Source organism: Nostoc sp. C057 (assembly GCF_013393925.1).
Taxonomy (GTDB): domain Bacteria; phylum Cyanobacteriota; class Cyanobacteriia; order Cyanobacteriales; family Nostocaceae; genus Nostoc; species Nostoc muscorum_A.
This window is the reverse complement of sequence record NZ_CP040281.1, coordinates 1,837,952-1,864,204: the sequence shown is the minus strand read 5'-3', so window position 1 is coordinate 1,864,204 and position 26,253 is coordinate 1,837,952. Positions and strand designations below refer to the sequence as shown.

Below are 26,253 nucleotides of genomic sequence, written 5' to 3'. Positions count from 1 at the left end.
AGAGAACACAGAGAAAAGAGGTTAAAAATATTTTTACCCACCTTGAAAGGGCTAATCTCCTCGTTCTTATACTGCCTAGATTGGTGACAACTTAAAGTGATCGCTAAAATGTCAAGTGGGTGTGGAGATTAATCCAAAGTGTCTTACGGTTGAGATTTGGGTTGATATTTAACAAATTCCAAATCTCGATTTTTGGGAGAAGCAAGCTAGCAAGAGCATCTCATAGAGAGCGTCATTACGAATTACCTCAATCCGCGCAATACCGATCCTAATGTAGCGATTCCCTCAACAATCTTCTGTGTTGGCTGAAAGCTAAAAGCTAACCTGATGGCATCATCCCCTTGTCCATTGGCGTAGCAGCGAGTCCCTGGCAGAAAACTGATGCCGTGTTCACTGGCAGCCATCAGAAGTGCTTTAGCGCTGATATCTGGTGGTAATTTACACCAAACGAAAAAGCCGCCATCGGGACGCAGAGCAACTACATCACTGGGAAACTCTTGAGCGATCGCTTCTAATAACAAATTGCACTTATGTTTATAGCAGGCAATTAACTCTTGAATGTGATTGTCTAGTTTCCCTGTAGCACAATAGCGGGCAACTACATGGCTGACAAATGGCCCCACAGGCCCCTCACTTTTGAACATCGCCAGCCGCTCAATAATCGCTGGATCGCCACAAGCCCAGCCTAGCCGGATACCAGGCGCAATAATTTTCGAGAAGGTACTTACATATAATACCCACCCTTCTTGGTCGAGAGTTGCCAGAGAGGGCATAGTTTCTCCTCGAAAGCGCAAATCGCTATAAGCATCGTCTTCCACGATTAGAACGCCATACTCAGCCGCTAATGCTACCAGTTTTTGGCGGCGAAATAACGGCATAGTAGCACCTGTGGGATTATGAAAGGTGGGAATAGTATAAATAAATCGGGGTCGGATGCCCTGTTTTTTTAAATCGTTCAATGTTACTTCTAGCGCATCTACATCCATCCCTAACTCATCCACAGGAATGGTAATTATGCGTGCGCCAGCGTGGACAAATCTGGTAACTACTCCCAAGAAGGTTGGCCCTTCGACAATTACTACATCACCAGGTTCCACAAACACATCTGGTAGCAAGCCGAGAATTTGACCAGAACCGTAGCCAATGATTAGGCGATCGCGATCGGCAGCAATTCCCTTCGCCTGCAAGCGGAGGATAATTTGCTCATACAGTTGAGCGGAAGGCGGGCCGTAATTGAGAGCGATCGGAGCCTCTTCTGCCAGCACAACGGCACTTGCAGCAGCCAAGTCAGTGTGAGGAAAGAGAATTGGATCGGCTAGACCGTAGGCAAAGCTGACGGTGACGATTTTGCTTAACTCTGTACCGTAAGTTGGTGGTGCAAGGTTCTTTGCGCGTTCGGCGAACAAATCAGTAATTCGGTAAGCAGGGGTTGTAGAAACCATAAGTAATTAAAAATTGGAAGTCAGAGTACAGAACACACAAGAAGGTAATTGGCGAAAACTGAGATTGGAAGCTTCCTCCGATCTCAACCTTTAACGAGAGTGGGGATCTGAAAGTTTCGTTATTCGCCCAGCATTCATGGTGGATTGTGGCTGCTGACGGATGTATTCTTTCTTATAACATCATGACAACTATCGTGAATCTTGACTGATAGAACGGAATTACTACAGTGAAATTATTTAACCTCAAGTGGCAGCAGCTAATTTTAAGCTTAGGCTGTCTGCTACTGATTATTGCCTGTAAAAATTTCTATCCTACTAATAACTCAGATGCTATACCTCTTCGGGTGGCGACAGATCCCACCTTTGTCCCTTTTGAAATCCAAAAGGCTAGCGGGGACTTGGAAGGTTTTGATATTGATTTGATGAATGCGTTGGCGCAGCCCGCCGCAGGCATCGCTAAAGTAGCAGGTTTTGCAGTCCAATTTGAAAGTCTACCTTTTGATGGCATGATCTCGACCTTGCAAGCTAAAAGAGTTGATGCGGCAATTAGCGGAATCACCATTACCGCCGAACGCCTGAAAACAATTGCTTTTTCACGACCTTATTTTAAAGCCGGACTAGCGATCGCTGTCCGCGAAGACAATCAAAATATTCAAGACTTCAACAGTCTCAAAGGTAAAAAAATCGCTGTACAAATTGGTTCTACTGGGGCAGATTTTGCCAAAACCATCCCTAACGCCAAAATTAGTACTTTTAATTCTGGGCCAGAATTTTTCCAGGACTTGCTCAATGGCAACGTTGATGCTGTGGTTAGCGATGCTTTTGCAACTTTGTATGCGATTAAAAATGGCAAACTAAAAGGCATCAGAGTTGTTGCCGATCTCCTTACTGAAGAATACTACGGGATTGCTACACCTAAAGACTCCCCCTATTTAGATGCAATAAACAAAGGTATAGAGACTTTGTTATCCAATGGAACTTACAAGCAAATTTATCAAAAATGGTTTAACGCAGAACCCCCGGAATTGCCAAACTCTTGACATTGGGAATTGGGAATTGGGAATGGCTATTTTCATTTTCCTTGTCCCCCTTGTCTCCCTCTGCCCCCCTGCTCCCCTGCCTCCTGCCTCCTATCCCCATTCCCCATTCATAAGCAATTGGTTGCCAATATATTAAATATTTATCTAATATGCGTCACAATTAATACTGCCACCAAAATTCATTGATAAACTACAATCTCTTGTAGGTCTACTTTAGTCAGGGACAGCCAATTGTGGCACCTTTGATCTTAGTGGCTAGAAGCACCTTGGAGCGCGAATAAAGGAACTTCCACTATGCTGATTTGCCCTCAGTGTAAATTTGAAAACCCCAAAAGCAATAAATTCTGTCAAAGCTGTGGCACATCCCTGACCCACAAAGTTTGTCCTGAATGCAGCGCCGAAGATGTACCTGTAAATGCACTACTTTGTCACAACTGTGGCACGGAATGTGGAACAGTGTTTTGGGCAATTATTGCTAAAGAAACGATTGGGGAAGCTTTGGGAGTAAAGACAAATGAGGAAGATGTGGGATTAGAAGGAGATGAAGAAGCAATATCCTCGTCATCTCCTCTATCCCTTAGTTCTCATGCATTAGGCTCTTATTTAGACTCCCAAGAGCGCTATCAATTGTTAGATCCGCTACCTACCCAAACGGAAACTGCCACCATTACTGTTACAGGTGTGAGAGTTCTAGACTGCCAGCCGTATCAAATATCACCAATTGAGGCAATACTAGTAAGTCAGCAATCCGATTTACTAACGCCATCAGTAGATGCAACTGGAATTCCTCACCTTGCGAAACCTTATATTGCCTTACACTCTCAAAATCAGCGCGAGATACCACTGATTCACGATGCATGGCAGCAGGGGGATATGCAGGTAGTGATAATTGAAGACCGCTCAAATTGGCAGCCTTTAGTTGACTTATGGCAAGAAGAGACAACAAGTTCGTTAAAAATTTTACACTGGTGTTATCAAATGACCCAACTTTGGGCATTGTTGGAACCAGTAAATTGTCGTCAAAGCCTTTTAGATTTATCAAATTTGCGATTGGATGAAGACCAAACGCTGGCGCTACAAAGATTGTATGTGGAATCATCAAGTTCTCTATCTGTCAGCGAGTCCCCAGAAGATGCCGAAGCCCAAACATCTGCTATTCCAGAGGAGCCGTTAACCATTCAAGCTTTGGGGCGAGTTTGGCAAGCACTATTTAGGCAGTCTCAACGCACTCAATTTGGCTCTGTAGTCCAAATGTTGGGAGATTTAGATGTAGGTAAGATTCACACGATCGCACAATTGCGATCGCGTTTGGAGGAAATCTCTATTGAACTGGAAGCACTAGGAACCGCAACTTTGCCCCCAATAAAGGAGAACAATACTACTGTGCCGACTATGCCGCAATCAGACGAACCAGAAGATATCATTAGCAAAATTGATGATATGCCAACTGTTGTGCTGGCGATGCAGTTAAGTAGCTTGGAAGATGCAGGACGCACAGATGTAGGCCGTCAACGCCATCACAATGAAGACTACTTTGGTATTGAAACCAAAATTCAAAAGTTGGAGTTCCCTAAAAGTCGAGTTCTAGAAGGGCATGGTTTGTATATTCTCTGTGATGGTATGGGTGGACATGCTGGCGGCGAGATAGCCAGTGAGTTAGCAGTCAACACCCTACGGCAATACTTTCAAGAACACTGGATTGCCAATCAATTACCAACAGAAGATAGCATTCGTGAGGCAGTCTATTTAGCTAATGAGGCGATTTACAAGCTCAATCAACAAGATGCCCGTTCTGGAGTAGGGCGTATGGGTACAACTCTAGTAATGCTCTTAATTCAAGATACTCAAGCAGCAGTTGCTCATGTGGGAGATAGCCGTCTCTATCGCTTGACGCGTAAGGGGGGACTAGAACAAGTCACAGTAGATCATGAAGTTGGGCAACGGGAAATTACCCGAGGAGTAGAAGCAAGCATAGCTTACGCCCGCCCGGATGCCTACCAACTTACCCAAGCTTTGGGGCCTCGTGATGAAAATTCGATTAATCCTGATGTAGGCTTTTTTGAGATTAATGAAGATACTCTTCTGCTTTTGGCATCGGACGGTCTATCAGATAATGATTTACTAGAAACCCATTGGCAGACTCATTTAGAACCCTTGCTTAGTTCGGGCGCTAACTTAGAACAAGGTGTTACCAAATTAATTGATTTAGGAAACCAATACAATGGTCACGACAACATTACTGGTATACTTATTCGGGCAAAAGTACGCCCAAATTTGGAAAGTTAAAAATAAATGGGGATTGGGAATGAGTAATTGAGAATGGGTAATAAAAAGAATCACTAATTCCCAGTAGATATATCTTCAAATTAACCTTAAACCCTTATAAATCAGGGGCTGAGACCTAATTTACATATAGTTTAATGCCTAATTCCCATTTTCCCATACCCCATCCCCCATTCCCTAATCCATTTACCTTGTAGGTTGTATTGTGGTTAGTCTGACTCTCTTAGAACCGCAACAGAAAACGCCCCTCCAGCAGTGGTGCTTTGAGAACTCTTCCATAATTCGGATTGGTCGAGCAACAGATAATCACGTTGTTTTAACTGATAGTTTAGTTTCGCGGCATCATCTAGAACTGAGACACGTTGATTCTGCCGACAATGGCAGTGGTTGGCGGCTAATTAGTCAGGGTACAAATGGGACTTTCCTCAACGGTGTCCTTGTGATTCAGAGTCCGTTACCAGATAATTCCCTTTTGCAACTAGCACAAGGAGGCCCAATACTGCAATTCCAAATTCAGGAGTTAACAGTACTGGAGACTGGTTTGCGATCGCTACAACAAATACAAGGAACAGAAGAAAACGCCGTTGCAACAGTCTATTCAGCCCAAGGGCAATACACTTGTACGCATGAAGGGAACTCCCCGAACAATCTGTTTTGCATCCACTGCGGTCAACCTCTCTCAGTGCAACAGAAAATTCGCCATTATCAGGTGTTGCGAACTCTCGGACAAGGAGGTATGGGTACTACTTATCTCGCTTGGGATGGGGCTGGTCAGATTGGGAGTATCCCACAACTGCTGGTGTTGAAGCAAATGAATGCTGATATGGCAAAAATTGCCAAAGCTCAAGAATTATTTGAGCGGGAGGCACATACTCTCAAATCCCTTAACCATCCGGGAATACCCAAGTATTACGACTTCTTTGTCGAAGGCGGAAAAAAATACTTGGCAATGGAACTAATCCACGGACAAGATTTAGAGAAACGTGTCTATACAACTGGGCCAGTTACGCCAAGCCAAGCGATCGCTTGGATGATCCAAACCTGCGATATCTTAGAATATCTTCATAGCCAAGAACCTCCACTAATTCACCGCGATATTAAACCCGCCAACTTAATGGTGCGAAGTTCACTAAATCGCATAGTAGTGCTGGATTTTGGCGCAGTTAAGGAAATTGGCACAGCGCCCGGTACCCGTATTGGTGCAGAAGGTTATTGCGCTCCTGAACAAGAACGAGGACAACCTTTGACTCAATCTGACTTGTATGCAATTGGGCCAACGCTGATTTTTCTGCTCACAGGCGAAAACCCGTTCAAGTATTACCGCCAAAGGGGGCGCAACTTCAGGTTTGATGTGGCAAAAGTTCCCACCATCAGTTCCCAATTAAGAGATGTGATTGATCGCGTTACAGAACCATTACCACGCGATCGCTACCAAACTGCAAAGGAATTAGCTGCGGCTTTAGCTGCTTGTAAAGTTTAGGGAATGGGGAATAGGGAATAGGGAGTGGTGAATATTAAAAATCTCTACTCCCTATTACCTATTACCTATTCTTCATCCCAAGTTTCTACAGCTAGCAGTTCACTAACTGGATCTTGCATACTAAAGCCAAAGTCTAGCAGTTCCTGTTTCCAGTGCTGCCATTCATTACCATAGAGCAAAGCGATTTTCCAGATGCTATCACTTGGCTTGATAATATTCGATTCTATGAGTGATTGCACGTTGCGCTGCAATTTCACCATCGGGTGAATCACTTGCTGAGTCATAACCTCGATTGAATTCAGATTTTGTTGGTAAATACTTAATTAAAACTGCTTCCCATTCTGCAATTGTTGCCGGGTCGTAGAGTGGTGTAATTTTGGTAAAGCTAGTCTTAACTTTTTAACTATACCATAACAAACTCTACTAAATTACTGGTAAATTCGGTTTTGTACGGTAATTACCACCACAAAACTCCAATTTTACCAAGTAGTCCTAAAACTTTTTGCAGAAACCAGACAAAAGTTCAGGGTAATGGTTAAAAAATAAAGGATGCTTCTGTTTTCCCTTTAACCTTTCCCCGTGTTATTTTTCCCCTTAACTTCTACCCTTTAAGCACTAGAGTACAACAGTACCTTTTGTCAGATATCTGTTGTGAACACCTACGAAAATAATTAGTCCTTCTGGAAGTTGCGCTAAGTAGTGATACTGAAGAGGACTAGGAAAATTCTATAATATGTTTGGTTTTTAAACAGCGCACAATGACAAGGGCTAGTTTGAAGGTTTTTGCCTGACAAGGAAAATTTGCAGTTTAGTAGAAATGTCCTCTATTTCTGTTTATTTAAATGTTATTTAGAATATCGCAAACATCTGGCATTAGGCAGAATCATCGCAAATATTTATATAATTTTAATTTTCCGCCTAAAGAATAAGACCTCTAGGTTTGGCTCTGTTTAGGCGTAGGAGAGGTTTTTGCTTGAAGTATGGGAGCGATGCCTACGGCGGTAAACTACGCATAGCAAAATTGTTTGTACCACATGGGCTTACCATAAATTTCCCTCGTCTTCAGAGTCAGCTTTTAAAGTTTGTGTAAAAAATTTTTAGCCAAGATGTTAGTTTCTGTTGAGCAGATGGGTATCCTCAAAACGGGAGGCTTGCTAATATCTCAGTATTTACCACAGCAAGTATGTAAAGCATGACTGGTTCGGGGGATGAATACCTAATTTCCCGCAAAAAGCAGATTGAGCGGCGACAAAAGATCGTCACTATAGTGTCGTTAGTGTCGTTTGTTGGTTCTACGGTGTTTGCAGTAATTCCGGCAATCCAACAAGCTAGTCAACCTAAGCCAGTAACTGCGTCTCCTTCTGTTGAGTCAGGATTACAGCAACAGGCGCAGGGCTACGAGTTGATTTTACAACGGGAACCAGAAAACCAACTTGCTTTAGAGAAACTGTCTATAGTGCGGTTGCACTTGAAGGATGCTAAGGGTGCGATGACACTTTTGGAGAAGCTGGTGAAGTTGCACCCCGATCGGCAAGATTACAAAGTTGTATTAGAGCAGATTAAGAAGCAAGAGGGAAATAGCGATCGCAGCCCAAATAAGCAGCCCAAATCTAAGTAATAATTTCACTTAAATATTTTTGGAAAATCATTAATTTTGAGATTAAAAATAAATACAAGATGTTTAACGGCAAATCTATTTTAATTACTGGTGGTACAGGCTCCTTTGGCAAGCAATTTGTAAAAACAGTTCTTAGCCGATATCAACCTCAGAAAGTCATAGTTTATTCACGGGATGAACTGAAGCAGTACGAAATGGCGCAGGAGTTTAATGCACCAGTGATGCGCTATTTCATTGGAGATGTGCGCGATCGCGATCGGCTACGTCTGGCAATGCGGGGTGTCGATTATGTAATTCATGCTGCGGCACTCAAGCATATTCCTGCTGCTGAGTACAACCCAATGGAATGTATTAAAACTAATATTCATGGGGCAAATAATGTTATTGATATCGCCCTCGATCAAGAAGTAGAAAAGGTGATTGCCCTCTCAACAGATAAGGCAGTTAATCCAATTAATCTCTATGGTGCAACCAAGCTAGCTGCTGACAAACTTTTTGTTGCAGCTAATAATATTGTTGGGACAATGAGAACTCGGTTTTCTGTAGTTCGCTACGGTAATGTTGTTGGTTCAAGAGGCTCAGTAGTGCCTTTTTTTCAAAAGCTGATTCAAGAAAAATCTCCAGAGATTCCCATTACAGATCCGCGCATGACCCGCTTTTGGATTACGCTTCCACAGTGTGTAGATTTAGTAATTAACAGTTTTGAACGAATGCATGGTGGAGAAATATTTGTACCTAAGATTCCTTCAATGAAAATTATTGATTTGGCTGAAACACTTGCACCGGGAGTCCCAATTAAAGTTGTTGGCATTAGACCAGGGGAAAAATTACATGAAGCCATGTTTTCTTCTGAAGCTTCACATTTAGTCTTGGAGTTTACCGATCATTATGTGATTAAACCAACTATTGAATATACTCATTCTGTGGATTACTCCTGTAACGCTTTAAGTGAAAAAGGAGTCTCTATCTCTGAAGGTTTTGAGTATAGCTCAGAGATAAATACAGAATGGCTAAAAGGTTTCCAATTACTCAATATGCTAAAGCAATGAGTGACTACATTCCTTATGGAAGGCAAGATATTAATCAAGAAGATATTGATGCTGTAATTGAAGTTTTACGCTCAGACTGGATTACTCAAGGCCCAGCTATAGAGAGATTTGAGCAAGCTGTTGCCAACTATTGTGGAGCAAAATATGCCGTAGCGGTTTCTAGTGCGACAGCTGCATTGCATATTGCTTGCTTTGCTGCTGGTTTGGGACAAGGAGATATTCTATGGACATCACCAAATACCTTTGTTGCCTCAGCTAATTGTGGACTTTACTGTGGGGCAAAGGTTGATTTTGTTGATATTAACCCAAATACCTACAATTTGAGCGTAGATGAATTAGAAAGTAAGTTAGCTGAGGCAGAAAAGCAAGGTTGTTTGCCCAAAATATTAATACCCGTGCATTTTGCAGGACAATCTTGTGAGATGGAACAAATTGCTGCTTTATCACAGCGTTATGGTTTCAAAATTATCGAAGATGCTTCTCATGCGATTGGCGGAAGCTATCAGGGAAATTTTATTGGTTCCTGCCAATTTTCCGATATGGCGGTTTTTAGCTTTCATCCAGTAAAGATTATCACGACTGGCGAAGGCGGTATGGTGCTTACAAATCAGGATGAATTGTATCAGAGATTGATTAGATTAAGAAGTCATGGCATAACTCGCAATCCAGATTTAATGCAAGGAGAATCTCACGGTTCTTGGTATTATCAGCAACTAGAACTAGGCTTCAACTATCGGATGACAGATATCCAAGCAGCATTGGGTGCTAGTCAACTGCAACGACTAGATAAATTTGTGGAACGTCGGCAGTTGATAGCTCAAAGATATAATCAGCTACTACAAGATTTACCCCTCATATTACCTTGGCAACACCCTGATTCTGAATCTAGCTGGCATTTATATGTAATTCGGCTCAAGCTGGATAAGATTAATAAAACTCATCGACAAATATTTGAAGAACTTCGCAGCACAGGAGTTGGTGTGAATTTGCACTACATTCCAGTTCATATACAACCTTACTACCAAAAATTAGGTTTTCAATTAGGAGACTTTCCAAAGGTTGAGCAATACTACGAGGAAGCTATTACTATCCCCTTATATTATGGGCTAAATGAAGAGAGTCAGGATAAAGTAGTAATTCCGCTAAGAGAGAGCCTGACATGAAAACTGTAATTATTGTTCAGGCAAGAATGACTTCAACTCGCCTTCCTGGAAAAGTACTCAAAAAGGTATTGGATAAGCCTTTATTAGAATATCAGATTGAGAGATTAAAGCAAGTCAAGTTGGCTGATGAAATTGTAATTGCTACTACCATCAATAGTACAGATTTGCCAATCATTGAACTTTGCGATCGCCTTTCAGTAGCATATTTTAGAGGTTCAGAAAATGATGTCCTAGCCAGATATCATAGCGCGGCTAAAGAGCATCATGCAGATGTAGTGGTTCGGATCACCTCCGATTGCCCGCTTATTGATCCACAAGTGATTGACAAAGTAATTCAATTTTATCAGGATTATAGATATAAATATGATTATGTTTCTAACTGTTTAGAGAGAAGTTACCCACGAGGAATGGATACTGAGGTTTTTTCTTTTATAGCATTACATCAGGCATTTTTAGAAGCAACAGAACAACCCGATCGAGAGCATGTTACTCCGTTCATTAATATGCAGCCTGAACGTTATCGATTGACTCAGGTAGTTTATTCAGAAAATCAAAGTTTACATCGCTGGACAGTGGATACAACAGATGATTTTGAACTTATCAAAAGAATTATTGAAGCGCTTTATCCTAAATTTCCAAATTTTACTTTGGAGGATTGTTTGGATTTACTTAAACAGTATCCTGATTGGCTACTAATTAACGCACATGTGGAACAAAAACAATATGGTAAATAACTCTGATTTTAGAACTGAACAAGAAGAATTTTGGGTTGGTAGCTTTGGCGATGAATACATCAATAGAAATCAGGAAGATATTTCCGATGCTAGCAATATTTCACTATTTGCAAAAATCCTTTCAAGAACTAACTCTATTCAATCGCTAATTGAGCTTGGTGCTAATATAGGTCTTAATCTACAGGCAATTAAAGAACTTATTCCTAGAGTAGAAATTTCAGCAGTCGAAATTAACCAAAAAGCTGTAGAAAAATTGCGACTACATAATAATTATAAGGTTTACCACCAGTCAATTTTTGACTTTGTACCTGTTTGTAAATATGATCTAGCTCTTGTTAAGGGAGTGTTGATACATATCAGTTCAGATATGCTTCCGAAGGTATATGAACTACTTTATCAAGTTAGCAATCGTTATATTTGTATTGCAGAATATTATAATTCCACACCTGTAGAGGTAAATTATCGTGGTCATCAGGGTAAATTATTTAAGCGGGACTTTGCAGGTGAGATGCTTGATAAATTTGATGATTTACATCTATTAGATTATGGTTTTGTCTATCACCGCGATAATCAATTTCCACAGGATGATGTAACTTGGTTTTTATTAGAAAAGACTGGTTGCAAATGAAACTATTTATTCGGGCAGATGCATCAACACAAATAGGTACAGGTCATGTAATGCGCTGTCTGGCTTTGGCTCAGGCTTGGCAAGATGCAGGTGGTCAGGCAATTTTTGTTATGGCGACGGAAGCAGCAAATTTGAAAACTCGGTTAAAGTCGGAGGGAATGGAAGTTATCCACCTGCCGATTCAGCTTGGAAGTACTGAAGATGCTGAAGAAACAGCAAAACTAGCACGTCAGTTTAATGCGAGTTGGGTTGTGGTAGATGGCTACTATTTCGGTGCTAAGTATCAAGAAATCATCAAGGAATTTGAGCTAAAACTTTTATTTATTGATGATTATGGACATGCAAAACATTACCATGCTGACATTATTTTAAATCAAAATATTCATGCTGATGAGGGATTGTATATAAATCGACAGCCATATACTCAATTGTTACTTGGTACAAGCTATAGCCTTTTGCGACGGGAATTTTGGCAGTGGCGAGGATGGCAGCGATCGCTGCCTCCAATAGCTAAGAAGTTACTAGTTACACTAGGTGGTGCAGATCCAAATAATGTAACTCTCAAGGTAATTCAAGGATTGCAACAAGTAGAAGTGGAAGGGCTAGAAGTAGTTGTTGTAGTTGGAGGAAGTAATCCGCATTATGAGCAACTGCGATCGGCTAGTCAAAAGTTGCAGTTTCCTATCCGTCTAGAAAGAAATGTAACGAATATGCCCGATCTCATGGCTTGGGCTGATGTGGCGATCGCTGCTGGTGGCTCTACATCTTGGGAACTCGCTTTTATGGGTTTACCCAGCATTGTTCTAATTTTGGCAGATAATCAGCGAGATATTGCCGAAAAACTAGCCAATCTCAATGTGGCTGTTAATCTAGGGTGGCATGAAGATATTTCAGAAGTAGACATAGCGCAAAAAATTAAAAAATTACTCTTAGCAAAGCAAGTCAGGATGGAAATTACCCAAAAGGGTCAGAAATTGATCGATGGTTATGGCATTACCCGAATATTACCCATATTAACGGGAGCAAAAGGATGAATGTAGTTAACATTGCCAATCGTCTAATTGGCAGTACTTATGAGCCTTTCATTATTGCTGAAGTAGGTATCAATCATAATGGAGATATTGAAAAAGCGTTACAAATGATCCGGGTTGCTAAAGAAGCAGGTGCTGATGCTATCAAGTTTCAGACTTTCAAGGCTGATGAACTTGTTGGTGATCCGAGTCAAACCTATACTTACCAATCCCAGAATAAACAAATCACTGAATCGATGCTAGAGATGTTTCGACGTTATGAATTATCTCGGAGTGAATGGTTTTTAATTAAAGAAAACTGTGATAAGGAGGATATTCTATTTTTATCTACACCACAAAATCTCTCTGATTTAGATTTACTTTTGGAGTTAGGTATAGCAGCTATTAAGGTTGGGTCAGATGATTTTGTCAATCTGCCTTTGTTAAAAAATTATGCTGTGACTGGATTGCCGATGATTGTCTCTTGTGGTATGGCTGATCTGGCAGAAGTATATCAATCATTAAGTATAATTGGGGCGCTAGACGGTTATCCCACAATCTTACTGCTTTGTACTTCTCAGTATCCAACGCCGCCAGAAGATGTAAATTTGCTCAAACTGAAAACTTTATCGCAAGCCTTCCCAATGATACCGCTTGGGTTTTCTGACCATACTCAGGGGGCTATAGCATCTTCTTTAGCTGTTGCCTTTGGAGCCTGTCTGTTTGAAAAACATTTTACGCTAGATCGTAACTTGCCGGGGCCAGATCATTGGTTTTCTGAAGATCCTATAGATTTGAAACATTGGGTTACTTCAATCAAAAAGTCTTACTCTATGATGGGGAGTGCTATTGTTCGACCAACTGTTGCTGAGGAGGATATGAAAATCCTAGCAAGGCGTAGTATTGTTGCTTTTAACAATATTGCCGAGGGTGAGATATTGCATACAGGTAATATAGGTTTGAGAAGACCAGGTAGCGGATTGCCATCAAGCCTTCTAGAGCGAGTTTTAGGATTAAAAGCTACACAATATATACCAAAAGGAAATATTCTTAAATTTGGAGATTTCGAGTGATAGATATTACAAAATTTCAAGAATTATTCTCACTTTTGACTAGTTTTAAGCCCAATCAGTTTCATCCATTAGTCTGGATTAATGGTGAGCCGGAAATTGGCAAAAATGTGTATATAGGTGGGATGTCAGAGATAAATGCACATGGTGCTAAAGTCTTCATTGGAGACAATTGTGATATTGCATCATTTGTTTCAATTAACTGTGCAGATTCTCACAAAAAATGTATTGGTTTACTAGATGAAATACAGCGCAAGGATATAGTACTCGAAAATAATGTTTTCGTGGGTTCACATAGTGTTATTAAAGGTGGAGCATATATCGGTCATAATTCTGTTGTTGCCGCAGGAACAATTGTTGAAGAAGCAATAATACCTCCGTATTCACTAATTATAGGCAACCCAATGCAGGTAAAACCAGGATATTATCTAAAACAATTTCATGTCAACGACAGAGATTCCACACAATAAACCAACTTTAGGTATAGAAGAAGAACAAGCTGCTCTGAGGGTTATTCGCTCAGGTTGGGTAGCGCAAGGGCATGAAGTAGAAGCATTTGAAAATGAGTTTTGTGAATTTATCGGATTACCAAGAGGTTATGCTGTAGCAGTTGCCAATGGGACATCAGCTATATTTATGGCTTTATGGGCATTGCAAGCACAGGGGAAACGAGTAGCTTTTCCTGTTTATACTTGCTCCTCCTTGAGACATGCAGTAGCTATGATAGGAGCAATAGAGCAACTGGTAGATATAAGTCCTGGCACGCCTAATATTGATTTACAAGCACTTAGTCAAACTGGAGCCGACATTGCTATTGTGCCTCATATGTTTGGTTTGCCACTATGCCTTTCAAATTTAAAAGATATAGAGATCATAGAGGATTGCGCTCAGGCTTTAGGAGCATCTATCAATGGCGCTGCGGTTGGCTTACAAGGAAAAATAGGTATTTTTTCTTTTTATGCTACTAAACTAATTACTTCCGGTGGTCAAGGTGGTATGGTTATCTCTAAAGATAAGGCTTTAATAGATACTGTCCGAGATTATCGAGAATTTGATTGCAGACAGGATCAAAACAAAAGATTTAATTTTAAGATGACAGATTTACAAGCTGCTATTGGAAGAGTACAACTACGTAAACTGCCTATTTTTTTATCAAGACGAGTGGAGATATTTAAACGGTATATTCAATCTGGATTAAAGCTTTTAGATATAACTTCGGAGTTGAATATTCAACTATGTCCTGTTAGATATAGAGCAGTTTTACAAATAAATTCTTATTCCTCTCGTAACATGATTGAATTATTAAATTTTAGGAAAATTAAGGCAATTGTGCCACTCGAAGATTGGGAATTACTCGGAAAAAATAATTTATTTCCTAATGCATTAACCTTAGCTAAAGAAAGTATATCATTGCCAATATATCCTTTGCTAACTGACGAAGAAATTGAATATATAATATCTCAAATAAATTTTTTATTATGATTTTAACAGCACATCAACCTGTATATTTACCTTGGTTAGGATTAGTACATAAAATATTACTAGCTGACGTTTTTTGCATTTTTGATATTGTACAGTATCAAAAAAAAGATTATAACAATAGAAATAAAATTAAAACAAATAGTGGTGAAATGTGGCTTTCAGTTCCTGTAGAATCGAAAGATCATTTTAATAAAAAAATATGTGATATAAAAATCATAAATGATGGCTGGAATAAAAAGCACTTTAAATCAATTTATTTAGCTTACAAAAAATCAGCATACTTCGATTTATATATTGATAGCCTGGAAGTGATTCTTATGAAAACAGAATATAAATATTTAACAGAAATAAATTTTGATATTCTTACTTTTATGCTAAAGAGTTTAGATATAAATGTACCAATTATTAAAGCAAGTGACTATGAGTTTACTGGATACAAGTCTGATCTTGTACTTGATATGTGTGTTAAGTTAAATGCCCAAAAGTACATATTTGGAAGCCAAGGGAGAGATTATGCTAATATAGAATCATTTAAAAATCATGGCATAGAAGTTTATTTTCAAGATTATAAACATCCTGTTTATAAGCAATTACATGGTGATTTTTTGCCATATATGTCCTTAATAGATATTTTGTTCAATGAAGGACCGAAGAGCAAAGAAATAATTTTATTGAATAATACTTCATCATTAAGGCAAACATAAAAGTCACTGAGCAATCATTTTTTTATTAATTAGGAGAAAAATTGGTATGTTGTTTGAAGAATCAAATTGCTCTACAGATAAAAAGTTGATAAATTTTCCGAAGTATGTTCGGAGACAGAACATAGCATGTTTTTTAGCACAATACGAAGTATTCAAAAAACAGATTAATATTAAGGGTAGTATAGTTGAGTGCGGAGTACATAATGGTGGGGGTGTAATGGCATGGGCAAAAATATCAACTACATTGGAACCCTATAACTATCATAGAAAAATTATTGGATTTGATACTTTCTGTGGTTTTCCAGATGTGTCAGAAGTAGATAGAGAGAATCAAGAAGTAACGGTAGGTATGTTATCTGAAGATTATGACACTTATGGAGAGTTATCTGAAGTCATTAAAGAATATGATGATAACAGATTTATTAATCATATAAATAAAGTGGAACTAGTTAAAGGAGATGCCAATTTAACAATTCCACAATATATAAATGATAATAAGCATTTACTTGTATCACTTCTTTATCTTGATTTTGATTTATACAAACCAACACTAACAGCTCTAGAGTATTTTCTTCCTCGAATGTCAAAGGGATCTATTATAGCCTTTGATGAGGTTAATAATGAACAATGGCCTGGTGAAACTATGGCTTTGCTAAACAAGTTTGATTTAAATAAGTATAGACTTGAATGTTTTGAGCTTGAGCCAAATGTATCATTTATACAACTGTAAACTCTATTCAAATATTAGGAAGAATAATGGGATTTTCACAGCAATGGGATCAGATATATCAAAAAAACAATCAGATGAGTATCTGGCCATGGTCAGATTTGGTCAGCTATGTAATGCGTTATGCTCGTCCAAGTAAACCCGAATTTCATGTACTAGAGTTGGGTTGTGGTGCTGGAGCAAATATTCCTTTTTTTCAAAAGTTGGGAGTGCAATATCACGCTATTGAGGGTAGCCCAGCAATCGTAGATAAATTGAGAGAAAAGTTTCCAGATATAGAAAATAATATTGTTGTTGGTGATTTCACTAAAGATATTCCTTTTTCCAAGCAATTTGATTTAATAGTCGATAGAAGTTCACTAACTCACAATACAACTACTTCTATTCAAGATAGTTTGGCATTGGTATACGCCAAATTAAAAATCGGTGGGAAATATGTGGGTATTGACTGGTTCTCTACTTTAGATTCGGATTATCAACTTGGTATACCTGACGAAGATATCTACACTCGTCGAGACTATACCGAAGGTCACTTTACTGATGTTGGTCGTGTGCATTTTGCTGACAAAGCTCATTTAGAGCAACTGTTTGCAGCGTTTGCCATAGAAGTAATGGAACATAAAACAGTTGCCAGATATATACCTACAGATAACCATATCCTTGCCTTTTGGAATTTGGTGGTTAGAAGAGTTTAGTGTTGATAGAAAAAAGAGTCCTGGTTATTGCTGCTCATCCTGATGATGAGGTACTGGGTTGTGGTGGTGCGATCGCTAAACACACTCAGCAAGGTGATATTGTTCATGTTCTCATTTTGGCAGAAGGAGCTACCAGCCGTACTCCACAGCGCGATCGCAAAAAGCTACAACATGAGCTTTCAGCTTTGGCTGAAGTGGCACATCAAGCTAGTGAAATCTTGGGGGTGACTTCCCTTACGCTGCATGACTTCCCTGATAACCGTATGGACAGTTGCGACTTGTTAGACATAATTAAAGTCATAGAACAAGAAATTGTTCAATATCAGCCAGAAATTATTTATACTCACCATATTGGTGACGTTAATATTGACCACTGCCGTATTCATCAAGCGGTAGTAACTGCTACTCGACCGATGCCTGGTAGTACTGTTAAAACCCTACTGTTTTTTGAAATTGCTTCTAGTACTGAATGGCAAACTCCGGGTTCAGCACCTGCCTTTGCCCCTAACTGGTTTGTGGATATATCAGAAACCTTAAGTTTGAAACTAGAGGCATTAGCAGCTTATGAGTCTGAGATGCGTCCTTGGCCTCATGCTCGTTCTATTGCGGCTTTAGAGCATCTAGCTCACTGGCGTGGTGCTAGTGTAGGTGTCGAAGCTGCTGAGGCATTTATCTTAGGGAGAAGACTGAGTTAGTTGAGGCAGTGAAGGTGAGGTATTGCTGTTGTAGTCATAACTCTAAGTGGTAGATTTAAATTTTTACAAAGGCTTGCTATCCTGCAATCACCGTGAATTCACAGAAGTAATTTTGCGGTTAGCGTAAATCTAGAAGAATTTCTCAGTAAAATTCCCCTTGGATACATAGTAAATATAGCGTTAGATTGCTTGAGTTAATAGGCGATCGCTTTGCATTACTCCAGTCATGGAAATGGGAGATATTTTCACATCACTAAAATATTTTTTTAGGAAGTAAATCAACGCTATGTCTACCAAAAAGAAAGTTCTTTTCTTTTCTCCGTATGGTTTGTGGTTAATTCATAACCAACTGGATGCTGTTGTAGCTACTGCATTACAACTTCGTGACTGTGAAGTTTTGGTTGTAGGTTGTGACGGCATTTACAATGACTGCGCTATTACAAGGTTTAATAGCAGCGAAGAATTATGCAAAAGCTGTTATAAAGTAGGCAAAAACTTTTTTGAAGATTTATTTAGTCTACCATACACACAAATACGCAATTTTCTTGAAAATGATGATTACACCATTGCTAACAATTGGATAAAAACAGTCAGTCCTGAAAATTATAATAATGCTCAATATAATGACTTACCAATTGGTAAATGGGTAACTTCAACTATTTATACACACTTTCGTACATCTGTTACAGGACTAGCTAGTAATCACATCCAAAGAGTCCATAGAAAATATTTAATCGATGGTTTAGTGACTTATAATGCACTGATTAGACTATTTAATAATTATAAACCAAGTAATCTATTTTTATTTAATGGACGATTTGCTCCATATCGCATTGCATTTGAAGTAGCACGTCAGCTAAAAATCGATGTCATAACTCACGAAAGAGGTTGGATTGATGATAGCTTTATCTTTTTTGATAATACTACTACATTGAATACACAGCCGCTTTTAAATTGTGTAAAAAATTGGCAAAATACAACACTAACTAATGAAGAACTAGCACAAACCAAGAATTATTTCACAAATCGTGAATATGGCTTGGATATGAACTGGCCATCATTTTATAATTTTCCAACAAATCATATAGATATTCGTCGTCAATTAAGAATACCTTTAGAGGCTAAAATTTTTGCAGTATTTAGCTCAAGTGAAGATGAATTAGCAGCATTAGATGATAGAGCAAGAATTACTGAGCAATTTAATATAATTACCAATTTAATAGAAATATTTAAAAATAGAAATGAATACTTAGTAATTCGTCATCATCCTTATATAGGAGGTAATAAAGATACTCCAATAGAAACAGATTCTTTATCAAAAGCTTATCAACAGGTATTTTCTCTACCAGAAAATGTCCGCGTTGTAATGCCTTCGGAGCAATTAAGTTCTTATACATTGCTTTGGCATACAGATGCAGCGATCGCTTTTTTTAGCACAGTGGCAATTGAAGCGATCGCTAGAGGTGTACCAACAGCAACATTAGCAACTTCATCCTATGAAAAAGCCTCACGATACACTATTCAAGACACTAGTATTGAATATCTAAATCAACTCGTTGATAACCTATTGAAAGATTCATCTAAACTAACATCAGAAGATTTAAAGAGACTTTATCGCTTTACGAATGCTTACTTCTTTAAATTTTCTCATAAATTTCGCTCAATTGGTATAAAGAATTTTTATTCCCACGACTTGAGATTTGAAAGTTTAGATGATTTGCAGCCAGGTAATGATCCAACCTTAGATAAAGTTTGTAACAGAATTATGCTAGGTTCTTCCCTTGAAAATTTACCTAGCAACGATTTGGATAATCGATTACCAGAACAAGAAGAAGATTTTTACAAGCAAGAATTGCAAGAAATAGAAAATCATAAAATTCTCATAAGAGAACAGAGTTTAAATTATCATAATAATTTAGTTCCAGATATTTGTTTAGTAGCTATTGTATATCTAAAATACAATACTTCATCAACCATTGAAAGTCAAATTCCCTCTGATTATTTGCATCAATCTCGATATAAAAACATAGTGATATATGAAGTTAATGATTGCGAATTAAGCAATTATCAAACTATCATAGACTCTATTTTATCTTTAACAGAAAATATAGTAGCAGATTATATACTTATCGCTAACAACTATACTCAGTATGATGAATCATTTATATCCTCAGCCATTGATATCCTAACATCTACAGATTCTCAAGATATAAATGGAGTTTTTACAGGGGGGTGGCTATCAACTGTAGAAAACAGAATAGAGGATGGCGTATTTATTTCTGGGGTATTCAATAAGCAAGAAAAACTTGTATTCCGCCAGGGAAACATTACATATCCACAAGCATTAGAAGTACTTCCACTAGTCAAAATTCCGCTTAGTGTGTTGTCATTTGGAATACTTAGAAAGAGTACACTCAGAGAAATTCTACAAGAAGTCAGAACAATACCAGAAAATCAAGCTGCTCAATACTTATTTGAATACGTTTTTAATAGTGATAATATTTGTAAATTTGAACTGCCTAAGCTGGTTATTCGTCAAGAGTTAGAAGTATTGAAGGCTGTTAATAACTCAATGCCAGAATTGCCAATTCATTTTTTTACAATAGTCCTAAATGGGCAACCGTTTATTAAGTATCACATTGAAGTATTTAAACATCTTCCTTTTAAATGGCATTGGCATATTGTTGAAGGTGTAGCAGACTTAAAACACGACACAAGTTGGAGCGTGAAACTAGGTGGAAATATCAGTGATGAAATCCATAAAAATGGTCGTAGTTACGACGGGACTACAGAATATCTAGATGAAGTAGCGCAACTTTACCTGACTCAAGTCACAATATACCGAAAACCAGAGGGTGTTTTCTGGGACGGAAAACGAGAAATGGTCAATGCACCACTTATCAACATTCAAGAGGAATGTTTGCTATGGCAGGTTGATGTAGATGAATTGTGGACATTAGAGCAGATTTGTGATGCTAGAGAAATGTTCATTAGCAACCCTGAGAAAACAGCTGCTTTCTATTGGTGTTGGTGTTTTGTAGGAGAAAAATTAGTTATCAGTACTCGTAACTGTTACACACAAAATCCTCAACTAGAGTGGCTAAGAACTTGGAGATTTAAACCAGGAGCATTTTGGGCAGCACATGAACCTCCTGTATTAGTAGAAACCTCATTAGATGGTCAATATCAAAATGTGGCAGCAATTAATCCTTTTTTGCATAAAGAAACTGAGAAACTTGGTTTAGTTTTCCAGCATTTCGCCTATGCAACAGCAAAACAATTGCGATTTAAAGAGCAATATTATGGTTACAGTAATGCTACTTATGAGTGGCAGACCTTGCAGGAAGCAACTACGTTTCCAGTTCTTTTGCGTGAATACTTATCATGGGTAAGAGATGAAACAAGGGTTGATAATGCTGAAAAATTGGGTATAGTACCAATAGCACAAAAAGAACTTAGCAGCAATAATTGGCGGTTCTTACAACCGAATGAAATACAGCAGCAAATTGCACAAATTGAAAAACCAAAACCATTAATTATAGTTGATGGTGTTTTCTTTCAACTTTATCAAACTGGCATTGCTCGTGTCTGGAAATCCTTGTTAGAAGAATGGGTTAATAATGGCTTTGCAAAACATATTGTTGTGCTTGACCGTGGTGGCACTGCACCCATAATTCCTGGTATTAGATATCGCACAATCTCATATCATGATTACGATAATATTGACTCCGATCGATCAATGCTACAGCAAGTGTGCGATGAAGAAGGCGCAGATTTATTTATTTCATCCTACCATACAACGCCGACTACTACACCTTCTGTATTCATGGCTCATGATATGATAGCAGAACTAATAGGTTCAAACTTAAATCATATCATCTGGCAAGAAAAAAATTATGCAATTAAACAAGCCTCTGCTTTTATTGCAGTTTCAAAAAATACAGCACGCGATTTAGTAAACTACTTTCCACAAATCTCTTTGGAGTCTGTAATCATTGCTGAAAATGGGATTGATCATACAACCTTTTCAGTAGCTAGTCAGAAAGATATTCATCAATTTAAAATAAAATACGGTATTACCAAACCCTACTTTCTGTTAATCCGCCTTGGTAATGTTTATAAGAATAGTATTTTGTTTTTCAAAGCTTTTTCACAGCTTGCAAGTAGCTATGGTTTTGATATTGTTGTTACAGGAAGTGACGGTGTATTACCACCAGAATTCAGAGCCTATACATCAGGTAGCATCGTTCATCTGATGTATCTTAGTGATGAAGAGTTAGCAATAGCTTACTCTGGTGCAGTGGCGCTTATTTATCCTTCTAAGTATGAAGGTTTTGGTATGCCTATATTAGAAGCAATGGCTTGTGGTTGTCCTGTAATTACTTGTCCTAATGCTTCAATTCCAGAAGTTGCAGGTGAAGCTGCAATATATGTGAATGATGATGATGTACATGAAATGACAAATGCACTTTGTGAAGTGCAAAAATATACTACTCGTCAGTCATTAATTAGCGCAGGTTTAGTACAGGCACAACAGTTTTCTTGGTCAAAAATGGCGCAAACTGTCAGTAATGTTTTAATTAATACTACACTTATTTATTTAAATCTCAATAAAATTAATCTAATTATTTTCCCTGATTGGTCACAACCGGAAGAGTCTCTTGGTTTAGACTTACAACAAGTTATTAAGGCGATCGCCACTCATCCTAATAGTGAAGAAACTACCCTACTTATCGATACTGGTAACATTCCTGGAGAGGATGCTGAACTGTTTTTATCTAGTGTGATTATGAATCTTTTGGTAGAGGAAGATTTAGACGTTACCGAAGGATTAGAAATTTCTCTATTAGAAAACTTGGCTGATATTCAGTGGGAAGCTTTACTAGCTCGTATAAATGCCAGAATTGTTTTAGAACATGAGGATCAACAAGCTTTAGCACAAGTTTCAGTAGCTAAGGTATCTTCTTGTCAAATAGAGAATTTAAGCAATCAACTAAATATTTTTTTGAAGCAAGAAAAACAAATTAAATACCAATTAACAAAAAAAATTATTACTTACAATATTAAAGAAATTCCTATAACTCTTCCTTACGATCATGTTTTGCCACATTATCAGAATAGGTTTAGACTATATGATAAATTTATAGGCGTTCTAGCTAAATATTTACCAAACAATCAAGATTTTATAGTTGACATTGGAGCAAACGTTGGTGATACAACAGCCCTGTTGCTGCAATATTGCTTAAATCCAATTATATGTATAGAAGCAGATGAAGAATTCTTTGGTATTATGGAACATAACCTTTCAGAATATAACCAAAGAATTGTTTTTGTAAATTCTTTTGTATCGGGAAACAATTTCCAAAATGTAGAACTGGTAAAAAATAGAGGTACAGCAAGAGCAGTAGAAAGTCAAACTAAAGTTTTGAAATCAGATTCGTTAGAATCAATTATTAAAAAGTCAAATTTAGGTAAGTGCATACTTATAAAAACTGATACTGATGGATTTGACTTTGAAATTCTACTATCCTCTCTGAGTATAATCAAAGAACATAGTCCAATACTTTATTGGGAAAATGAGATTTCATCCTTAAAAGACATAGAGCTTGCGAAAGATTTACTTAAAAAGCTAGAAAGTATAAATTATACAAAATATATCGTTATAGATAATTTTGGTAATCCGTTGTTTTATGGATGTTCATCTCAATGCTTAGAGCAAATTAATGAGTATCTATTTAACAATATTCATACTAAGAATAATACTTTTTATTATACAGATATAGTTGCTTTTCCAGAAAAATATAGTTATGTTATTACACAAATAGCATCTGAGTATAATGATTTTATTCAAGGCTCAAATATATATCCTACTTATTAACACGAGTAATATTGCTGTTGAGAATACCAAAGTGTTTTAATCTAGTGTCACTATAAATATTCTTTAGAAATTTCTCTGTTTGGGAATTTGGCAAATATTCAGTGATAAGCTCTGCTACTTCGCATTCCTGCCAAAGCAAATAGCTTGATTAATCAACCATCTACTCTATCTTAAAGATTTACATAAATACTTTGAATGATTTTATTTTTAGTTGTAAATATTTTAGTTTATACTTTTTAAAAATAAATTCTAGTTTTTAAATGCTTTGTATTAAATATATGTATTAGCTAATTAAAGGTAATTTAAACGTGAAGCAAAATAATTTAATTAACACAGTGGAAGTATCTATTTCAGACGCATTAACTGTGAAAGAGGGAAATATCAATATTATAATTCTTCCTGATTGGTCACAATTAGAAGAGGGGCTAATTATAGAATTAGAGCAAGTAATTAAAACAGTAATCAATCATTCTGATAGTAATCAGATAACGTTACTTATAAATACTAATGGTATTTCTGAAGATGATGCCAATTTAGTTCTATCTACTGTAGCGATGAATCTGCTACTAACAGAAAATTTTGATATTACTGTAGAATGTGAAATTTCTCTGCTGGGAAATTTAGATGAAATTGAACTAAGAGCTATAATTCCTTTCCTCCACGGTCGAATTATTTTACAACATGAAAATCTGGAGGGTTTAGCATTACTTATAATAGAGAAGATCCCAGCTTATAAAATAGAAAAATTCCATAATATACATATTGGGCAATTAGTTTTTGATTTATGCACTAGATTATTTCAAGAGGGCAGATGGAAAGAAGCGATCGCACAATATCAAAAACTTTTAGAAATTCAAGTAGTTGATGCAGATATTTATTGTAACTTAAGCTATTGCTATAGACATTTAAACCTGCTAGAACAATATTTTAACACTCTTCAGCAAGGAATTAAACTTTACCCTCAAGAAGGAAGATTACATTTTTCATTAATCATCGACTTGCGGCGTAATGGACGTATTCAAGAAGCTATATTAAGTGCAGAGAATGCGGCTAAATGCTTACCGAATGATTACACTTTTAAAATTCTCAAATATTTAACAGTTCCATCAATATACGAAAATCAAGAAGAAATTAACTTCTATCGCCAGCGCTTTATTCAAGGACTGCAAGATTTAATTCAGCAAACATATCTGAAAACTACACAAGAGCAACAAAGTGCTTTAGCAGGTATAGGCCGCCTCACAAATTTTTACCTATCATATCAAGCACAAAATGATATAGATTTGCAATGCCAGTATGGAAAGTTAGTACATGAAATTATGGCAGCTAACTATCCACAATGGGTAGTTCCTTTACCTATGCCTAAGCTTCAGCCTAATCAAAAAATTCGTATTGGTTATGCTTCACATTACCTGCATTCTTATAGTGGCACACTTTGGTTAACTGGCTGGTTACGTTACTGCGATCGCCAAAACTTTGAAATTTACTGCTACTACACAGGAAACGAGCCAGATCCTGTTACCCAACAGTTCCAAAATTACAGCGATGTTTTTCACCATATTCCTTATAACTTATCAGCCGCTTGTGAACAGATAATTGTTGATAAATTGCATATCTTAGTCTTTCCTGAAATAGGTATGGACGCACAAACCATGCAAATGGCCGGTCTGCGGCTTGCGCCTTTGCAATGCGTGGCTTGGGGACATCCGGTAACGACTGGCTTACCCACAATTGATTACTTTTTATCTAGCGAGTTAATGGAACCCGAAAATGCCCAAGAACATTATTCAGAAAAATTAATTCGCTTACCCAACATTGGAGTTTCTTACCCTAAACCATATATTCCTCCTGTTATTAAAACCCGTTCAGATTTTGGGTTAGGAGATGATGCAGTCATCTACTTATGTTGTCAAGCTCCTTTTAAATACCTACCGCAATATGATTTTATTTTTGCGGAAATTGCTCGTCGTCTTCCTAAAGCTAAATTTGTGTTTTTGCGTGGTACTTTACTTGAGCCACGTTTAAAGCGTGCTTTTACTGCTGTTGGACTTGACAGTGAGGATTATTGTGTATTCCTCAGCATTCCAGAGCGGCTAGACTATCTAATGATTAACTTACTTTCAGACGTTTATCTAGATACATTTACTTGGTCTGGTGGTAATACTACTTTAGAAGCGATCGCTTGTAATCTTCCCATTGTCACCTGTCCTGGAGAATTTATGCGGGGTCGTCATTCTGAGAGCTTCTTAAAAATGCTAGGGGTGACGGATACCATCGCTCAAAACGAAGCCGAATATATTGAAATTGCTGTCAAATTAGGACTAGATCAAGCTTGGCGAGGCGCTATTGCTGAAAGAATGAGCCAAAATCACGATCGTCTTTTTGATGATAAAGCTTGTGTCGAAGGTTTAGAAGCCTTCTATAAAGAAGTTTGTAGTAAGCACTGAAGCGCTCACTACAAACTTAATAATTTGTGCTTGGGTTGTTTTGCCTATAGCACTTCTGGGTTGAGTCTAATACAGACCTAACCCCCAGCCCCTTCCTTACAAGGGAAG

20 protein-coding genes are annotated in these 26,253 nt (G+C 37.8%); 18 read left to right on the top strand and 2 right to left on the bottom strand.

Annotated features, from left to right (window positions below; genetic code table 11):
* Positions 1-242 precede the first annotated feature (242 nt).
* Complete coding sequence (locus FD724_RS08485) at positions 243-1,442, bottom strand: PLP-dependent aminotransferase family protein (RefSeq protein WP_179072296.1); 1,200 nt, start codon at positions 1,440-1,442, stop codon at positions 243-245.
* Positions 1,443-1,669: 227 nt separating this feature from the next.
* On the opposite strand from FD724_RS08485, the gene FD724_RS08480 reads away from it, so the two are divergent.
* The 3 genes from FD724_RS08480 (at position 1,670) to FD724_RS08470 (ending at position 6,245) form a co-directional block, all read left to right on the top strand.
* Positions 1,670-2,482, top strand: coding sequence for a basic amino acid ABC transporter substrate-binding protein (locus tag FD724_RS08480; protein WP_179072295.1), 813 nt, complete (start codon positions 1,670-1,672; stop codon positions 2,480-2,482).
* Between the two features lie 294 nt (positions 2,483-2,776).
* On the top strand, positions 2,777-4,768 hold the full coding sequence (locus tag FD724_RS08475) for a serine/threonine phosphatase (protein WP_179072294.1): 1,992 nt from the start codon (positions 2,777-2,779) through the stop codon (positions 4,766-4,768).
* 202 nt (positions 4,769-4,970) lie between these two features.
* A complete protein-coding gene (locus FD724_RS08470) occupies positions 4,971-6,245 on the top strand; it encodes a protein kinase (RefSeq protein ID WP_179072293.1) in 1,275 nt (424 codons plus the stop codon).
* Between the two features lie 65 nt (positions 6,246-6,310).
* On the opposite strand, the gene FD724_RS08465 is transcribed toward FD724_RS08470, so the two are convergent.
* Complete coding sequence (locus FD724_RS08465; RefSeq protein WP_012407469.1) at positions 6,311-6,529, bottom strand: DUF4327 family protein; 219 nt, start codon at positions 6,527-6,529, stop codon at positions 6,311-6,313.
* 908 nt (positions 6,530-7,437) lie between these two features.
* On the opposite strand from FD724_RS08465, the gene FD724_RS08460 reads away from it, so the two are divergent.
* From FD724_RS08460 to FD724_RS08390, 15 genes are all read left to right on the top strand, one after another.
* Positions 7,438-7,863, top strand: a complete 426-nt coding sequence (locus FD724_RS08460) for a M48 family metallopeptidase (RefSeq protein ID WP_179072292.1) — start codon at positions 7,438-7,440, stop codon at positions 7,861-7,863.
* 59 nt (positions 7,864-7,922) lie between these two features.
* Positions 7,923-8,912, top strand: a complete 990-nt coding sequence (gene pseB, locus FD724_RS08455) for a UDP-N-acetylglucosamine 4,6-dehydratase (inverting) (RefSeq protein ID WP_179072291.1) — start codon at positions 7,923-7,925, stop codon at positions 8,910-8,912.
* The gene (gene pseC / locus FD724_RS08450) at positions 8,870-10,075 is read left to right on the top strand and encodes a UDP-4-amino-4,6-dideoxy-N-acetyl-beta-L-altrosamine transaminase (protein ID WP_256874491.1); all 1,206 of its coding nucleotides are present in this window, start codon (positions 8,870-8,872) and stop codon (positions 10,073-10,075) included. Before pseB ends, pseC begins: the two co-directional genes overlap by 43 nt.
* Complete coding sequence (locus FD724_RS08445) at positions 10,072-10,809, top strand: cytidylyltransferase domain-containing protein (RefSeq protein ID WP_179072290.1); 738 nt, start codon at positions 10,072-10,074, stop codon at positions 10,807-10,809. Before pseC ends, FD724_RS08445 begins: the two co-directional genes overlap by 4 nt.
* Positions 10,799-11,437, top strand: coding sequence for a pseudaminic acid biosynthesis-associated methylase (locus FD724_RS08440; RefSeq protein ID WP_179072289.1), 639 nt, complete (start codon positions 10,799-10,801; stop codon positions 11,435-11,437). Before FD724_RS08445 ends, FD724_RS08440 begins: the two co-directional genes overlap by 11 nt.
* The gene (gene pseG, locus FD724_RS08435; protein ID WP_179072288.1) at positions 11,434-12,471 is read left to right on the top strand and encodes a UDP-2,4-diacetamido-2,4,6-trideoxy-beta-L-altropyranose hydrolase; all 1,038 of its coding nucleotides are present in this window, start codon (positions 11,434-11,436) and stop codon (positions 12,469-12,471) included. Before FD724_RS08440 ends, pseG begins: the two co-directional genes overlap by 4 nt.
* Entirely contained in the window at positions 12,468-13,520 is a 1,053-nt protein-coding gene (locus tag FD724_RS08430; protein ID WP_179072287.1) for an N-acetylneuraminate synthase family protein, read from the top strand. Before pseG ends, FD724_RS08430 begins: the two co-directional genes overlap by 4 nt.
* Positions 13,517-13,987, top strand: a complete 471-nt coding sequence (locus tag FD724_RS08425) for a DapH/DapD/GlmU-related protein (protein ID WP_218651510.1) — start codon at positions 13,517-13,519, stop codon at positions 13,985-13,987. The genes FD724_RS08430 and FD724_RS08425 overlap by 4 nt, the downstream gene beginning before the upstream one ends.
* Positions 13,959-14,999 (top strand): DegT/DnrJ/EryC1/StrS aminotransferase family protein, encoded by a 1,041-nt coding sequence (locus tag FD724_RS08420; protein WP_179072286.1) that lies wholly within the window; start codon positions 13,959-13,961, stop codon positions 14,997-14,999. The genes FD724_RS08425 and FD724_RS08420 overlap by 29 nt, the downstream gene beginning before the upstream one ends.
* Positions 14,996-15,703: a WbqC family protein gene (locus FD724_RS08415; RefSeq protein ID WP_179072285.1), complete on the top strand. Its 708-nt coding sequence runs from the start codon at positions 14,996-14,998 to the stop codon at positions 15,701-15,703. Before FD724_RS08420 ends, FD724_RS08415 begins: the two co-directional genes overlap by 4 nt.
* Before the next feature lie 46 nt (positions 15,704-15,749).
* Positions 15,750-16,433: a TylF/MycF/NovP-related O-methyltransferase gene (locus tag FD724_RS08410; RefSeq protein WP_218651509.1), complete on the top strand. Its 684-nt coding sequence runs from the start codon at positions 15,750-15,752 to the stop codon at positions 16,431-16,433.
* Positions 16,434-16,507: 74 nt separating this feature from the next.
* A complete protein-coding gene (locus FD724_RS08405; RefSeq protein ID WP_179072284.1) occupies positions 16,508-17,125 on the top strand; it encodes a bifunctional 2-polyprenyl-6-hydroxyphenol methylase/3-demethylubiquinol 3-O-methyltransferase UbiG in 618 nt (205 codons plus the stop codon).
* Positions 17,125-17,820: a PIG-L deacetylase family protein gene (locus FD724_RS08400; RefSeq protein ID WP_256874490.1), complete on the top strand. Its 696-nt coding sequence runs from the start codon at positions 17,125-17,127 to the stop codon at positions 17,818-17,820. Before FD724_RS08405 ends, FD724_RS08400 begins: the two co-directional genes overlap by 1 nt.
* A gap of 286 nt (positions 17,821-18,106) precedes the next feature.
* A complete protein-coding gene (locus tag FD724_RS41690; protein ID WP_179072283.1) occupies positions 18,107-23,698 on the top strand; it encodes an FkbM family methyltransferase in 5,592 nt (1,863 codons plus the stop codon).
* 308 nt (positions 23,699-24,006) lie between these two features.
* Complete coding sequence (locus tag FD724_RS08390) at positions 24,007-26,145, top strand: glycosyl transferase family 1 (protein WP_256874489.1); 2,139 nt, start codon at positions 24,007-24,009, stop codon at positions 26,143-26,145.
* Positions 26,146-26,253: the final 108 nt, after the last annotated feature.

Excerpts from the sequence above, each read along its gene's own strand:
- FD724_RS08485 (WP_179072296.1), bottom strand. The coding sequence starts at position 1,442 with ATGGTTTCTACAACCCCTGCTTACCGAATTACTGATTTGTTCGCCGAA.
- FD724_RS08475 (WP_179072294.1), top strand. The coding sequence starts at position 2,777 with ATGCTGATTTGCCCTCAGTGTAAATTTGAAAACCCCAAAAGCAATAAA.
- FD724_RS08465 (WP_012407469.1), bottom strand. The coding sequence starts at position 6,529 with ATGACTCAGCAAGTGATTCACCCGATGGTGAAATTGCAGCGCAACGTG.
- FD724_RS08460 (WP_179072292.1), top strand. The coding sequence starts at position 7,438 with ATGACTGGTTCGGGGGATGAATACCTAATTTCCCGCAAAAAGCAGATT.
- pseB (WP_179072291.1), top strand. The coding sequence starts at position 7,923 with ATGTTTAACGGCAAATCTATTTTAATTACTGGTGGTACAGGCTCCTTT.
- pseC (WP_256874491.1), top strand. The coding sequence starts at position 8,870 with ATGGCTAAAAGGTTTCCAATTACTCAATATGCTAAAGCAATGAGTGAC.
- FD724_RS08445 (WP_179072290.1), top strand. The coding sequence starts at position 10,072 with ATGAAAACTGTAATTATTGTTCAGGCAAGAATGACTTCAACTCGCCTT.
- FD724_RS08440 (WP_179072289.1), top strand. The coding sequence starts at position 10,799 with ATGGTAAATAACTCTGATTTTAGAACTGAACAAGAAGAATTTTGGGTT.
- pseG (WP_179072288.1), top strand. The coding sequence starts at position 11,434 with ATGAAACTATTTATTCGGGCAGATGCATCAACACAAATAGGTACAGGT.
- FD724_RS08430 (WP_179072287.1), top strand. The coding sequence starts at position 12,468 with ATGAATGTAGTTAACATTGCCAATCGTCTAATTGGCAGTACTTATGAG.
- FD724_RS08420 (WP_179072286.1), top strand. The coding sequence starts at position 13,959 with ATGTCAACGACAGAGATTCCACACAATAAACCAACTTTAGGTATAGAA.
- FD724_RS08415 (WP_179072285.1), top strand. The coding sequence starts at position 14,996 with ATGATTTTAACAGCACATCAACCTGTATATTTACCTTGGTTAGGATTA.
- FD724_RS08410 (WP_218651509.1), top strand. The coding sequence starts at position 15,750 with ATGTTGTTTGAAGAATCAAATTGCTCTACAGATAAAAAGTTGATAAAT.
- FD724_RS08405 (WP_179072284.1), top strand. The coding sequence starts at position 16,508 with ATGAGTATCTGGCCATGGTCAGATTTGGTCAGCTATGTAATGCGTTAT.
- FD724_RS41690 (WP_179072283.1), top strand. The coding sequence starts at position 18,107 with ATGTCTACCAAAAAGAAAGTTCTTTTCTTTTCTCCGTATGGTTTGTGG.